The sequence below is a fragment of the Streptomyces sp. SID13666 genome (genome assembly GCF_010548325.1).
GTDB classification, from domain to species: Bacteria; Actinomycetota; Actinomycetes; order Streptomycetales; family Streptomycetaceae; genus Actinacidiphila; species Actinacidiphila fildesensis.
Genome location: NZ_JAAGLX010000087.1, coordinates 1 through 13,422, shown reverse-complemented (window position 1 = coordinate 13,422; position 13,422 = coordinate 1). Strand labels below are relative to the sequence as shown.

Annotated in this window: 10 protein-coding genes, 1 tRNA gene and 1 pseudogene; 3 read left to right on the top strand and 9 right to left on the bottom strand. The window is 70.3% G+C overall.

Going from position 1 to position 13,422, the window contains the following annotated elements; all coding sequences use genetic code 11:
- The 3 genes from G3I60_RS42880 to G3I60_RS42870 all read right to left on the bottom strand — a co-directional run.
- A partial coding sequence (locus G3I60_RS42880; protein ID WP_164608521.1) for a tetratricopeptide repeat protein occupies positions 1-1,735 on the bottom strand: 1,735 nt, incomplete at its 3' end.
- 176 nt (positions 1,736-1,911) lie between these two features.
- Positions 1,912-1,985: transfer RNA gene (locus G3I60_RS42875), tRNA-Met, on the bottom strand.
- A 41-nt stretch (positions 1,986-2,026) separates the two neighbouring features.
- On the bottom strand, positions 2,027-4,885 hold the full coding sequence (locus G3I60_RS42870) for a UPF0182 family protein (RefSeq protein WP_164299437.1): 2,859 nt from the start codon (positions 4,883-4,885) through the stop codon (positions 2,027-2,029).
- A 131-nt stretch (positions 4,886-5,016) separates the two neighbouring features.
- Here G3I60_RS42870 and G3I60_RS42865 point away from each other — a divergent pair, with 131 nt between their 5' ends.
- On the top strand, positions 5,017-5,571 hold the full coding sequence (locus tag G3I60_RS42865) for a PPA1309 family protein (protein WP_203675294.1): 555 nt from the start codon (positions 5,017-5,019) through the stop codon (positions 5,569-5,571).
- Between the two features lie 90 nt (positions 5,572-5,661).
- On the opposite strand, the gene G3I60_RS42860 is transcribed toward G3I60_RS42865, so the two are convergent.
- From G3I60_RS42860 to G3I60_RS42850, 3 genes are all read right to left on the bottom strand, one after another.
- On the bottom strand, positions 5,662-6,738 hold the full coding sequence (locus tag G3I60_RS42860; protein WP_138350944.1) for a PDZ domain-containing protein: 1,077 nt from the start codon (positions 6,736-6,738) through the stop codon (positions 5,662-5,664).
- 353 nt (positions 6,739-7,091) lie between these two features.
- Positions 7,092-7,550, bottom strand: coding sequence for a molybdenum cofactor biosynthesis protein MoaE (locus tag G3I60_RS42855; RefSeq protein ID WP_138350945.1), 459 nt, complete (start codon positions 7,548-7,550; stop codon positions 7,092-7,094).
- A gap of 109 nt (positions 7,551-7,659) precedes the next feature.
- On the bottom strand, positions 7,660-8,763 hold the full coding sequence (locus tag G3I60_RS42850) for an NAD-dependent epimerase/dehydratase family protein (RefSeq protein WP_138350946.1): 1,104 nt from the start codon (positions 8,761-8,763) through the stop codon (positions 7,660-7,662).
- A gap of 129 nt (positions 8,764-8,892) precedes the next feature.
- Between G3I60_RS42850 and G3I60_RS42845 the strand changes: the two genes are divergently transcribed.
- Positions 8,893-10,344, top strand: a complete 1,452-nt coding sequence (locus tag G3I60_RS42845; RefSeq protein ID WP_164608520.1) for a zinc-dependent metalloprotease — start codon at positions 8,893-8,895, stop codon at positions 10,342-10,344.
- Positions 10,341-10,868, top strand: a complete 528-nt coding sequence (locus G3I60_RS42840; RefSeq protein WP_138350948.1) for an NUDIX hydrolase — start codon at positions 10,341-10,343, stop codon at positions 10,866-10,868. The genes G3I60_RS42845 and G3I60_RS42840 overlap by 4 nt, the downstream gene beginning before the upstream one ends.
- 36 nt (positions 10,869-10,904) lie before the next feature.
- On the opposite strand, the gene G3I60_RS42835 is transcribed toward G3I60_RS42840, so the two are convergent.
- The 3 genes and pseudogenes from G3I60_RS42835 to G3I60_RS42825 all read right to left on the bottom strand — a co-directional run.
- Positions 10,905-11,675, bottom strand: a complete 771-nt coding sequence (locus G3I60_RS42835) for an AIM24 family protein (protein ID WP_138350949.1) — start codon at positions 11,673-11,675, stop codon at positions 10,905-10,907.
- Between the two features lie 15 nt (positions 11,676-11,690).
- Positions 11,691-12,374: an AIM24 family protein gene (locus G3I60_RS42830; protein ID WP_138350950.1), complete on the bottom strand. Its 684-nt coding sequence runs from the start codon at positions 12,372-12,374 to the stop codon at positions 11,691-11,693.
- A 6-nt stretch (positions 12,375-12,380) separates the two neighbouring features.
- Positions 12,381-13,422: pseudogene (locus tag G3I60_RS42825) on the bottom strand (AIM24 family protein); the annotation flags it as partial.

Below are 13,422 nucleotides of genomic sequence, written 5' to 3'. Positions count from 1 at the left end.
CGCGGCCGTGGCCGGCGTCAGCGGCACGGGTCCACCACAGGGCGGCCTCGGGCTCGCTGCCCTCGCGGGCCAGCAGCAGTCCGAGGTTGAACGCGCCGTTGCGGCTGCCCGCCTCGGCGGCCTCGCGGTACCAGTGCGCCGCGTCCACCACGTCGCCGCGCTTGGCGGCGCACATGCCGAGCCGCACCTGGGCACGCCGGTGCCCCTGCCGGGCGGCGCGGCCGTACCACTCCTCGGCCTCCACCTCGGCCTCGTCGGTGTCCGCCCGGTCCAGCAGCGCGCCGAGCCGGAAGGCGGCCTCGGGGCTGCCGCCGCCCGCGGCGCACCGCAGATGGCGCTCGGCGCCGTGGCTGTCGCCCTCGCGCAGCAGCACGATGGCGACCTGGAGCGCGGCCTCGGTGTGGCCGGCCGCGGCGGCCCGCTCGTACCAGCCACGGGCGGCGGCCTCGTCGCCCCGGTTGGTGTGCAGGATGCCGAGGTTGAAGGCGGCGTCGACGCTGCCGGCCTCGGCCGCCTTGGAGAACCACGGTTCGGCGCCGGCCGCGTCTCCGCGCTGCAGCAGCAGGACGGCGAGCGCGTTGGCGGCCTCGCGGTGGCCGGCGTACGCGGCCTTGCGGTACCACTGCTCGGCCTGCGCGGTGCGGCCCTGGCCGGCGCAGAGCAGGCCGAGGTTGAACGCCCCGTTGATGTCGCCCGCCGCCAGGGCGCTGCGGTACCAGCGCTCGGCGGTCTGCGTCTCGCCCTCCTCGGCGTGCAGCGCTCCGAGCGCGTTGGCGGCGTTGCCGTCGCCCGCCTGGGCGGCGCGCCGCCACCAGGTGGCGGCGGAGTCCACATCGCCGGCGTCGCGCAGCAGGAAGGCGAGCGCGCAGGCGGCGCGCGCCTCACCGTCGCGGGCCGCGGTCAGGTACCAGTGGCCGGCTTCCTTGGTCTCGCCGCGCTCCTCCAGGAGCGTGCCGAGGCGCAGCGCGGCGCGGCGGTGCCGGCGCGCGGCTGCCTGCCGGTACCACTGCTCGGCCTCACGCTCCTCGCCGCGCTCGGCGCAGATCCGCGCGATGCGGTACGAGGCCTCGCGGTGGCCGTGCTCGGCGGCGACCCGGAACCAGCGCTCGGCGCCGACGTCCCGCCGGTGGTCGAGCAGATCGGCCAGGGCGTACGCGCCCAGCGTGTGGCCCGACTCGGCGGCCTGGCGCAGCCAGTACTCGGCACCGGGCTCGTCGCCGCGCTCGCGGTAGTGCCGGCCCAGCGCGTGCGCGGCCGGGGCGGAACCCGCGACGGCGGCGATCCGCCACCAGTTGGCCGCCTCCTCCGGGTAACCGCGCTGATGCAGCAGCAGGGCAAGGTTGTTGGCGGCCGCGCGGTCGCCGTTCGCGGTCGCGGCACGCAGATACGGCTCGGCCCCGTCCAGGTCGCCGCGGCGCAGCAGCAGGGTGCCCAGCGCGCTCATGGCGGCGGGGTCGCCGTGGTCGGCGGCCCGGCGGTGCCGGACCTCGATCTCGGCCTCCTCGCGGACCGCGAGGCTTTCCTCGTCGGCGAGTTCGGCGGCCTCGGAGGCCTCGGGCAGGTCGGAGAGCTCGGTCCTGTCGGTCCTGGCAACGGGAAGCGAATCGGCGGCGCGCGGCGCCGGCAGGAGACTGGTGACAGCCGGCACGAGCCTGGAAGCAGACGTCGACGTGTCACCCGTCGACCCGCGATCATGGATCTGACGAGTATTCAGCAGTCTTGCACCATCCCCCATAAGGTCCATCGTCGCACCACCCGTTACCGCCGTACACCTGGTATACCGCAACCCAATAGGTCACTTCAGCGTTTTGTCGACTTCCCGACTTGACGCCTTACCAAACGCAAAGCTCTGTGCGTCCCCCAAATAAGTGAAGAGGCCCGGAGTCTGTTGACTCCGAGCCTCTTCTGCAGTAGCGGGGACAGGATTTGAACCTGCGACCTCTGGGTTATGAGCCCAGCGAGCTACCGAGCTGCTCCACCCCGCGCCGTTGTGTCCCAACCGTACCACGGCGCGCGGTGTGTCTGATCAGCCCTTCTTTGCCGTCTTCTGCTCCGCTTCCGCCGCCCTCTGGAGTGCGGCGGCCAGATCCTTCTGCGTCTGGCCGTACTTGGCCCAGTCGCCGGCCTTCAGCGCCGCCTGGCCCGCGTCGAACGCCTTCTGCGCGTCCGCGAGCGCCGCGGCGACCGTCGGATCGGGTGTCGGCTTCGTGGGCTGCCCGGTACTCGGTGGTGGCTGGGTGGTCCCTTCGCTGCTGAACACCTCGTTCAGCGCCGCCTCAAGGGTGTCCTGGAAGCCGATCTGGTTCCCGTAGGTCACCAGAACCTTCCTGAGCAGCGGGTAGTTGGTGCCCGCGCCCCGGACGTAGACCGGCTCCACGTACAACAGGCCACCGTTCAACGGCACCGTGAGCAGATTGCCGTACTCGACCGTCGAATCGCCCCCGCGTTTGAGCAGGTTGATCTGTGGCGCGACCTTGTTGTCGGAGTTGAGCTTGCTCTGCACCTGTTTCGGCCCGTCCACCGTGGTGTTCGGTGGCAGCTGGAGCAGTCTGATCGCGCCGTAGTCCTTGCTCGTCGCATCGGCGTCGACCGCCATGAACGCGCTGAGGTTGTCGCGCCCGTTGGGCGTGAACGTCGTCGTCAGCGAGAACGCCTGCGAGTTCTGGTCCGGCATCTTCAGGCTCAGGTAGTACGGCGGAACCGCCTTGCCGGTCTTCGCCGCCGGGTCGTCCGGGACCTGCCACACCTCGCTGCCGCTGTAGAACGTCGACGCGAGGGTCACGTGGTAGCGGGTCAGCAGCTGCCGCTGCACCTTGAACAGGTCCTGCGGGTACCGCAGGTGCGCCATCAGGTCAGGACTGATCTCGCTCTTGTCCTTGACCGTGCCGGGGAAGGCCTTCATCCAGGTCTTCAGCACCGGGTCCTTGGCGTCCCACTGGTACAGGGTGACCGTGCCGTCGTACGCGTCCACGGTCGCCTTGACCGAGTTGCGGATGTAGTTGACCTGGTTCTGCTGCGCGAGCACCGTGCGCTGGCCGTCGGTCAGCGAGTCGGCCGTGGTGTCACCCAGCGTGGTGCGGGAGGCGTACGGATAGCCGTTGGTGGTCGTGTAGGCGTCCACGATCCACTTCACATGGCCGTCGACGACCGACGGATACGGGTCGCCGTCGATGGTGAGCCACGGCGCGACGGCCTCGACCCGCTCCTTGGGCGTCCGGTTGTAAAGCACCTTGGAGCCCTTGCCGATCGCCCCCGAGTACAGGATCTGCGGCTCACCGAAGCTCACCGCGTACGCGGCCCGCGTGATCGGGTTGTCGAGCCCGACGCCGCTCTTGCCGGTGTAGGTGTAGGCCTTCTCACCGCTGTTGTCGGTGTAGTCGATCTCCTTCGTCGGGCCGCCGACGATCGAGTACTGCTTGGTCTGCTCGCCGTAGTAGATCCGCTGCTGGTACTCGGGGAGGTTGCCGGTGGCCGGCAGGTCCTTCTCGGTGAAGTCCGGCGAGCCGTCCGGCAGCGCGTTCGTCCCCTTGGCCGCGACCATTCCGTACCCGTGGGTGTACTTGAAGTGGTCGTTGATCCAGTTGTTCTCGGGGATGCCGTTGACGTTCAGCTCGCGCAGGCCGACGACCGTGTCCTGCTCCTTCTTGTCGGTCGTGTACCGGTCGACGTCGAGCGTGGACGGGAAGGCGTAGTAGCCGCGGGTCTGCTGCAGCTGCTGGAAGGTCGGCGAGACCACGTTCGGGTCCAGCAGACGCACACTCGCCGTGGTGTTGGCGTCGGCCCGCAGGATGTCCTTGTTCGGCGTGGTGGGGGTCCCCGGATACGGGCTGACCTTGCTCCCGCCGATCCCGTAGGCCTCGCGGGTCGCGTCGATGTTCTTCTGGATGTACGGCGCTTCCTTGGCGGCCTCGTTCGGCTGCACCTGGAACTTCTGCACGATCGCCGGGTAGAGCCCGCCGATCAGGATCGCGGAGAGCACCATCAGACCGAAACCGATCATCGGCAGCGACCAGGTGCGCCGCCACAGCGTCGCGAAGAACAGCAGCGCGCAGATGATCGCGATGGCGAAGAGGATGTTCTTCGCCGGCAGATACGCGTTCGCGTCCACGTAGCGCAGACCGGTCCAGCTGGTGGTGGCCTTGAAGTCGCTCGACTTCACCGCGAGCCCGTACCGGTCCAGCCAGTACGCGACGGCCTTGAGCGACACGAAGATGCCCAGCAGCACCGACAGGTGGCCGGTGGCCGCTGCCGTGGCCCGCCCGCCGGGCGAGGTGATCCGCAGACCGCCGTACAGGTAGTGCACCAGCGCGGCCGCCACCAGGCCGAGCACCACGGCCGCGAAGCCGAAGCTCAGCAGGAAGCGGTACCAGGGCAGGTCGAAGGCGTAGAACGCCACGTCCTTGTGGAACTGCGGATCCTTCGTGCCGAACTGCGTGGCGTTCGTGTACAGCAGCCACGTGCGCCACTGGCCGGACGCCGAGCCGCCCGCGATGAGGCCGACCATGGCGCAGACCGCGAGCAGCACCCACTTCTTGTAGGGCGCGATACCCATCCGGTATCGGTCCAGGCTCTGCTGCTCCAGCGACATCGCGCTGAGCGGCGGCCGGAGCCGGTGGGCCAGATAGATGTTGACGCCGACGGCCGCGGCCATCAGCAGGCCGAAGGTGAAGAACAGGCCGATCTTCGTCCACAGGGTGGTGGTGAAGACCGACGAATAATGGACCGAGCGGTACCAGAGCCAGTCCGTCCAGAAGCCCGCGAACATGACGAACGCGATGGCGAGCACGATCAGCGCGCCAAGCGTCATCAGTAGCGTCCGCGTACGCCGGGACGGACGGCCGAGTCTGATCCGCGGCCCCGTCGGACCTCCGCCGCGATCCGGCATCTGGAATACCAAGGTGCGCACCTCGAAAGTTCGGTGTCTACGGGCGTCCCGGGTCGGACCCCCACTGGTGCAACTTACTCACGCTTTACTCGGTTCCCGATTTTGGCCTGGGAACAGGCAGGATATTGACCATGTCCAACATTGCGACCGATGGAGCACCTCTCGCGGCGAGCCCGCTGACCCGTGCCGTACTGGAGATCGACGAATATGCGTCCGGTCTCGGCTGGGACCGGCCCGCGCGGCTGTTCGCCCTGGTCGACACCGCACGCCTGCGTACACAGGAACCGGGCCTGGCCGATCAGCTGGGGCTCGCGGAGAAGAACGCCGGGGCGCTGACCCCGGTCGAGCAGGACGAGCTGCCCGAAGGCAAGGCGCTGGACGAGTTCCTCGCCACCATCGCCTGGCCGGACGTCATCGCCGGCTGCGCCATGACGGTGGAGCGGCTGATGCTTCCGCCGTCCGCGGAGGCGGCCATCCCCGAGGGGCTGAACGACGCCAAGCTGGCGAAGTGGGTCGCCGAGCACCCGGAGCGCCAGGAGGTGCGGATGACGGTGGCCGTGCTGCGCAACGGTGCCCGCGAGTCCGCCATCAGGCTCCGGTCCAAGGACACCGCCACCGAGGTCCTGACCGGCTCCGACCTGGTACCGGGCCTGGCCGAGGCACTGGCCGCCACCTTCGAGAGCTGAGAACGGGCGCGCAGCCGGGCAGGTCCGTGACGGGCCCGCCCGGCCAGGACCTGTCCGGCCGCGCACGAAGGCCGGACAGGCCCCAGCGGGTCAGTTCTTCGAGCAGCTCGGCAGGGCGTCCGTCTTGTCGGCCTTGATGTTCTCCAGGGCCGACATGGCGTCGTCGATCGTGCTCACCTTGACGAGGGTGAGGCCGGAGGGGATGTCCTTGGCGGCCTCGGCACAGTTGTCGGCCGGGGTCAGGAAGTACTGCGCGCCCTGGCCGCGGGCCCCGATCGTCTTGAGGCCGATACCGCCGATCGGGCCCACCTTGCCGTTGTCGTCGATCGTGCCGGTGCCGGCCACGAACTTCCCGCCGGTCATGTCGCCCGGGGTGAGCTTGTCGACGATGCCGAGGGCGAACATCAGGCCCGCGCTCGGGCCGCCGACATCGGCGAGCTTGATGTCGATGGTGAACGGGAAGAGGTGCTCGACACCGGCCTGGATCCCGACGACCGCCCGCGCCTTGCCGTCGTCGGCCGACTTCCGGGTGGTGACCACGACCTCCTTGGTCGCGCCGTCCTTCTTCTTGGCCGCTTCCTCCGGGATGACGGTGAAGACGACGTTCTCGCCCGGCTGGTGCTTGGTGACGAGCTTGGCGACGTCGCCCGGCTCCTTCACCTCGGTACCGTCCACGGCCTTGATCACGTCGCCGGCGTGCAGCTTGCCCTCGGAGGCGCTGTCCTTGACGACCGCGCCCACGATGACGCGGGAGGAGACCGCGATGTTCAGCTTCTTGAGCGCCGAGACCTTGGCACTGTCCTGGGACTGGGTGAACTCCTCGGCGTTCTGCTGATCGGCCTGCTCGGCGGTCTGGCCCTGCGGGTAGAGGGTGTCGTGCTCGACGACCTTCTCGTCATGGCCGATCCAGCCGACCACGGCCTCCACCAGGTTCATCCGGTAGTCGGCGCCGGTCACCCTGACGGTGGTCATGTTGAGATGACCGGTCGTCGGATAGGTCTGGTGCCCGGAAATCTGCAGAACCGGTTCACCCCCGTGGTCGCCGAGGGTGTTGACGGTCGGCCCGGGAGACATCTCGGCGTACGGCGCCGGCGTCAGCAGGGCGACGCACAGCAGCGCTATCAGCGTCAGGGTCGAGGCGATCAGCGTCGCGGTGCGGCGTGGCATGCCACGAATGTACGGGACCGGTCCGACAAACGGCCCGCTGGGCCGGTCCGTAGCGACGGGGGCTTCCGCGGCCCGGTTAACCGGAATGCGACTTCTGCATCGCCTCGCGGAAGCGCTCGTAGTCCGCCAGCGAGGAGCCGTCCCCGGTTGCCCGGGTGCGCGCGGCCCAGCTGCCCCAGACGGTGGCAACGAGCACGGCGACAAGCGGAATGAGCAACCAAGCGAGCGCTGCCATGAAGGACTCCCGACCCCGCGTACGCCAATTATGGACCTATGAGCAGATTAGCTACCCAGTAGGACAACGGTCGGGGCGGGTGGGGAGTTACGCAACCGGAGAGGCTGCCGGGACGGCGCTACGCGCCCACCCACTCTTCTTGGCCGTCGGCGAAGGTCTGGTGCTTCCAGATCGGCACTTCGGCCTTGAGCTCGTCGATCAGCCGCCGGCAGGCCTCGAACGCCTCGCCGCGGTGCGGACACGAGACTGCCACGACGACCGCCAAATCGCCCACTTGGAGGTCACCCACACGGTGTACCGCGGCGAGCGCCCGGACCGGGAACTCCGCCGCGATCTTCTCCGCGATCCGCCGCATCTCCGCTTCCGCGGTGGGGTGCGACGAGTAGCCGAGACCCGTCACCTCGGCGCCGGAACCGCCGTCGTGGTCCCGTACGGTCCCGACGAACAGCGCCGTACCCCCCGCGGCCTCGTGCCCGACGGCCGCGAAGACCTCGTCCACGGACAGGGGCGTGTCGCGGATCTCCAGGAGCCGGATCGGGTTCTGCGCGTCAGCGTGCGTCGGTGCCATGCGGCACATGCTGCCTCATCCGCCCGTGATGCGGAAGTTCGATTCCGGTGGTTGGTCCGCCGGGGGTGGCGGCGCTTCCCGGAGCCGTAGCGGGAGCCCTACCGGAGCCGTGTACGACCTAGATTCCGCGCCGCTTGCGGGCCCGGCGCACCAGCGCGGCCGTGCCCACCAGGGCGACCGTGGCGCCTGCCGCGCCCAGGGTGGTGGCGTCCTTGCGGCCCAGCCGGCGGCCCGCGACGGAGTTCCGGCCCGCGACCTCCTCCAGGAGCTGGGCCAGCACCTCCTCGTTGGTCCACTGGGGGCGCCAGCCCGCCTCGTGCAGCCGGCTGCCGCTGACCACCCACGGGTGCATCGTGTACGCCAGGTCGCCGGCCGGGGACGGGGTGAGGCCGAGGCGGTGCAGGCGGGAGGCGGCACCGAAGGCGATGGCCGGCGGCAGCTCCATCCGGCGGATGCCCGACAGCTCCTCGACCTCCTCCTGCTCCAGCCAGCCGTCACAGCCGACGGCCATCTCCCCGTCGACCTTCTCCAGCACCGCGTACTCCAGTGCCGACACCAGGTCCTCGACGTGGCAGAACTGCCAGCAGGGCCGGCTGCCCGCCACCACCAGGAGCCGGGGCGACTCGAAATACCTGGTCAGCGCGGTGTCCGTGCCACCGACCAGCACGGCGGGACGCAGGATCGTGACGTTCAGCCCAGGGTGGGCGCGCGGCGCGCGGCGGCCCAGCCGTTCGATCTCCAGCAGGTCGTCGACGAAGCTGGCCTCGGCGGTGGCGCGCAGCGGGGCGTCCTCCGCGAGCGGCACGTCGTTGTCGGCCTGGGCGCCGTAGACCATCGCCGAGGTGCACAGCACCGCACGGCGCACCCCGGCGGCGGCCGCCGCGGTGAGCACCGTCTGGGTGCCCCGCACGTTGAAGGCGGTACGCGCCTTGGGGTCGGACTCCAGATCGAGGTCGAGACCCAGATGGACGACGACGTCGACGCCGCGCAGTTTCTCGGCGATGGCGGGGTCGCGTACGTCGAGCACCCGCCAGGTCGCTCCGGGCACGTCCCCGCGGCGTTCGTCGATCGCGACGACCTTCTTGACCTCGTCGGACTCGACGAGACGCAGCGCGAGCAGACGGCCGAGGCCGGACGCCGCACCGGTGATCGCCACCACAGGGCCCGCGGGGGCCTTGGACGGGCTCCGCTCTGGGCGAACGTGTGCTTCTGGGGAACTCACCGGGTGTCTCCCACGGTTGTTTCTGGTACGAGGTGCGCACTTGGTACGCAGCCATCCTGCCTGACTGGTGTCTAGGCTGGAGGTACAGCCCACAAGACACAGCCCCAACACATAGAGCCGAGGAAACCCGTGAGCGACCACCCATTCGGATTCGGCGTCCCTCCCGAGGAGCCCGAGGACGGGGACGAGGGCAAGAACCAGGGCGGCGACCGGCCGGGGCAGGGGCCTGCCGACAATCCCTTCGGTTTCGGTGGCGTGAACCCGTTCGGTGGCGCCGGCGGGGACAACCCCTTCGCCGCGATGTTCGGCTCCCTGAACCCCAATGATCTCGGTGCCGCCTTCCAGCAGCTCGGCCAGATGCTCTCGTACGAGGGCGGCCCGGTGAACTGGGACATGGCCAAGGACATCGCGCGCCAGACCGTCGCGCAGGGCACCGCGGACGGCGTCAAGGACGCGAGCGTCGGCCCGGCCGAGCGCTCCTGGGTCTCCGAGGCCATCCGGCTGGCCGACCTGTGGCTGGACGGGGCGACGTCGCTGCCCTCCGGCTCGGGCAGCGCTGTGGCGTGGAGCCGCGCCGAGTGGGTCGAGGCGACCCTGCCGGCGTGGAAGGAACTGGTGGACCCGGTCGCGGAGCGGGTCGGCGCCGCCATGGGCGATGTGCTCCCCGAGGAGATGCAGGCCATGTCCGGGCCGCTGCTCGGCATGATGCGCTCCATGGGCGGAGCGATGTTCGGCAGCCAGATCGGCCAGGCGCTGGGCACCCTGGCGGGCGAGGTGGTCGGCTCCACCGACGTCAGCCTCCCGCTCGGCCCGGCCGGCAAGGCCGCGCTGCTCCCCGCGAACATCGCGGCCTTCGGTGAGGGCCTCGGCGTCCCGCAGGAGGAGGTGCGGCTGTACCTGGCGCTGCGCGAGGCCGCCCATCAGCGGCTCTTCGCCCATGTGCCGTGGCTGCGGGCGCATCTGTTCGGCGCCGTCGAGGGTTACGCACGGGGCATCAAGGTCGACACGGCGAAGCTGGAGGACGCGGTCGGCCAGCTCGACCCGTCGAACCCCGAGGCCATGCAGGAAGCGCTGGCGCAGGGCATGTTCCAGCCCGAGGACACCCCCGAGCAGAAGGCCGCCCTGGCCCGGCTGGAGACGGCGCTCGCGCTCGTCGAGGGCTGGGTGGACGCGGTCGTGCACGCCGCCGCCGCGCCGCATCTGCCGTCCGCCGCCGCGCTGCGCGAGACGCTGCGCCGCCGCCGGGCGACCGGTGGCCCCGCCGAGCAGACGTTCGCGACGCTCATCGGTCTGGAGCTGCGCCCGCGCCGACTGCGGGACGCCTCCCGGCTGTGGGCCTCGCTGACCGACGCCCGCGGTGTCGACGGCCGCGACGGCCTGTGGGAGCACCCGGACATGCTGCCCACCGCGGAGGACCTGGACGACCCGGACGGCTTCGTGCACCGCGAGTCCGCCGACTTCTCCGAGCTCGACAAGATGCTCGGCGAGGCCGCCGAGAAGCGGCTGACCAAGGACGAGCCGAAGAAGTCGGACGACGGTCCCGGCGCTTCCGACGAGACCAAGGACGACGAGGGCAAGTGAGTCTGCACGCGGACGCGGTGCGCGTCCTGAAGGACTGGGACGCGCCGGACGCCGGTCAGGAACAGCTGCGGCTGGAGTACCTCGACCATCTCGACAGCAGTCCCGACGGCATGTGGAAGGCCTCGCAGCCGGGGCACATCACCGCCAGCGCGCTGGTGGTGGACCCGGTGACCGGGCGGGTGCTGCTGACGCTGCACAAGAAGCTGAAGATGTGGCTCCAGATGGGCGGCCACTGCGAGCCGGAGGACGCCACTCTGGCGGCCGCCGCGCTGCGTGAGGCCACCGAGGAGTCCGGCATTCCCGGGCTGACGCTGCTGCGTCCTGAGCCGGTGAACCTGGACCGGCACTCCACGCCCTGCGCCTGGCATCTGGATGTGCAGTACGCGGCGGTCGCGCCGGCCGGCGCGGTCGAGGCGATCAGCGAGGAGTCGCTGGACCTGCGCTGGTACGGCTACGACGAGGTCGGCTCGGTCGCCGACGGTTCGGTGGAGACACTGCTGGCCCGTACCCGCGCGCTGCTCTGAGGCGGCGCGCGGGCACGGCCCGTACGTACGGCAGGATCAGCGGTTGTTGGTCCAGATGTTGCCCAGGTTCTGGGCGTGGGCGCCCGCCTGGCCCACCCCGAACTGGGCCCGCAGGCCCTGGCCGATCTCCGCGTTCTGCGGCGGCATCAGCTCGCTGGGCTGCACCAGGACATATCCCTGGCCCACGAAGTTGAGCTCCCAGCCCTCTCCGGTGTTGCCGCGCCGGCGGTAGACCGAGGAACTGCTGGTCTGCGCCTGCATCTGGACCCGCAGCGAGGAGGACCAGGCGACCACCGCGTCGGCGTCGCAGGAGACGTACTTGTCCGGGGTCACCGGCATCAGCAGCGGCTTGCCCGAGGTCATCAGCGCGACCTTGCCCTGGCCCGAGATGTTCAGGTTGTAGGCGCCGGTGCCGGACAGGCCGAACTGGCTGTCCACGGCGATCACGTCCCAGTGCAGCCCGGAGTCGAGGGCGAGCACATAGGCGCTGTCCACGGTGAGGCCGTCATGGTCGACGTCCACGACGTGGATGTGCTGGGCCAGGTTGGCGAGGTAGACCGTGCCCTGCCCGGAGCAGCGCATCAGGTCCAGGCCCTCGCCGGTGGCCATGCGCGCGCCGCCCTGGTTGCGTGACTGGTACTCGCCGTCGAATTCGATCATGCCCTGGTAGGCGACCATCGCGCCCTTGCGGGCGAGACAGTCACGGCCGGAGTTGCCCTCCAGCTTGACCCGCAACAGGTACGGATTCTGGAGTGCGTAGAGGTCGTTCGACTGGACCTCGGTGTTCGCGAAAAGCGGGCTCTGCATATCGGTCGCTCCCCCTCAGCCCCGTGCCCGGAGGCGGTCTGTGCTGTCCTCGCTGGGCTGTACCACCACGAAGCCCTGGCCGGAGAACGCGATCTGGAACGCCTCGCCGCTGCCCCGCCCGATCAGGGAGGACGCCTTGAAGCTGCGCTTGGCCTTCATCTTGAGCCCCGACGACCAGGCGACGAGTGCGTCCGGGTCGACGTAGGTCTCGTCGGCGCCGCTTCCGCAGTCGACGACGATCGGTGTGCCGCGGGAGGTGATGGCGACCCAGCCGGTGCCCTTCACCCCCACGTTGAACAGGCCCTGGCCGGCGAACTTGGCGAGCCCCTTGACCCGCTCGACGCCCCACTGGAGGTGCGCGTCGAAGGCGAGCAGGTTGGTGCCGTTGACCGACAGGGACTCGTTGTTGAGATTGACGCACACCACGTCGGCGCCGTAGTCGGCCAGATAGAGCAGGCCGTCGCCGGTGCACTTCATCAACGGGGCGCCCTCACCGGTGAGCCACTGCGAGGCCATCTGCCGGACGGCCGGCGGATTGGGCTCGTACTGGACGAAGCCCTCGTACGCGACCATCGAGCCGGTACGGGCGAACAGGTCCTGGCCGGTCTGCATGGCGACCTTGAGCATCGCCGAGCCGTGGGTCTCCATCCGGGCGGACACCGGGGTCGGTGCGTAGCCCGCGATCATCTGCTGGTCCATTGCGGGTCACACCTCGTAGGGCTGGACGACGATGAAGTTGCCGGGAGCGCCGCGGAACTGGAGGTTCACGGTCTCTCCGCTGTGGCCGGGGTAGGCGTTCCTCCGCAGCCGGACCTGGCTGGAGATGATCACCTGGGAGGCCGCCGACCAGGCGACGATCGCATTGCAGTCCGCGTACGTGGTCGGGGTGACGGGCAGCACCACGGGGGTGCCATGGGTCTTGACGATGATCGTTCCGGTGCCCTGGAACTGCATCGTGAACAGCGCGCCGCCGGGGATGCCGTGGCCCTCGATCCTGCGCACCTCGTACTGCAGGCTCTCGTCGAAGGCGAGCACGTTCTCCGAGGAGACGCAGATGGCATCGCCCTGGAGTTCGATCGGGTGCAGGTGGGCGCCGTTCTCCGCGAAGAAGACCTGGCCCTGGCCGGTGCAGCGCATCAGCTGCATCTCCTGGCCGGTGGCACCGCCGACGATCCGGCCGGCGAACCCGGCACCCTTGTAGCTGTATTCGACCTTGCCCTGGTACAGAACCATGCTGCCCTGGCGGGCGAGCACCGGCTGGCCGCCGGCCTGCGAGAGGTCGGCCCGCATCATCTTGTTGTTCTGCTGCGTCCACCGCTGGCCGGTGGGCGTCTCACGGAACTTCTGCATGGCGCCGGAGATCCCGCCGGCCGGCTGGCCCGCCTGCGGCTGGCCGTACGGTGCCGGCTGGCCCGGTACCTGGCCGAACTGCGGCTGGCCCGGCGGCTGGCCGAACTGAGGCTGCCCGTACTGCGGCGGGCCGGGCGGCTGGCCGAACTGCTGGCCGGGCACCTGTCCGGGGGGCGGCTGCGGCGGCGGTACCTGGCCGAACTGCGGCTGGCCGGGCGCCTGCGGCGGAGTGACCAGCGGCGCGATCATGGTCTGCTGCTGGTGGATCGACGGGTTGCCCGGGGGCGGCGTGAACCCCTGCCCGGCGGCGGGAGCGCCGAACGCCGGTGCGGGCTGCGGGGCTCCGGGCGGAGCGCCGAAGGCCGGTGCGGGCTGCGGCGGTCAGGCCGGCGCGCCG

Bases quoted from the DNA above. Each gene is read 5' to 3' on its own strand.
- G3I60_RS42855 (WP_138350945.1), bottom strand. From the start codon at position 7,550: ATGTGCCGCATGGCACCGACGCACGCTGACGCGCAGAACCCGATCCGG.
- G3I60_RS42870 (WP_164299437.1), bottom strand. From the start codon at position 4,885: ATGCCGGATCGCGGCGGAGGTCCGACGGGGCCGCGGATCAGACTCGGC.
- G3I60_RS42835 (WP_138350949.1), bottom strand. From the start codon at position 11,675: ATGCAGAGCCCGCTTTTCGCGAACACCGAGGTCCAGTCGAACGACCTC.
- G3I60_RS42865 (WP_203675294.1), top strand. From the start codon at position 5,017: ATGTCCAACATTGCGACCGATGGAGCACCTCTCGCGGCGAGCCCGCTG.
- G3I60_RS42830 (WP_138350950.1), bottom strand. From the start codon at position 12,374: ATGGACCAGCAGATGATCGCGGGCTACGCACCGACCCCGGTGTCCGCC.
- G3I60_RS42860 (WP_138350944.1), bottom strand. From the start codon at position 6,738: ATGCCACGCCGCACCGCGACGCTGATCGCCTCGACCCTGACGCTGATA.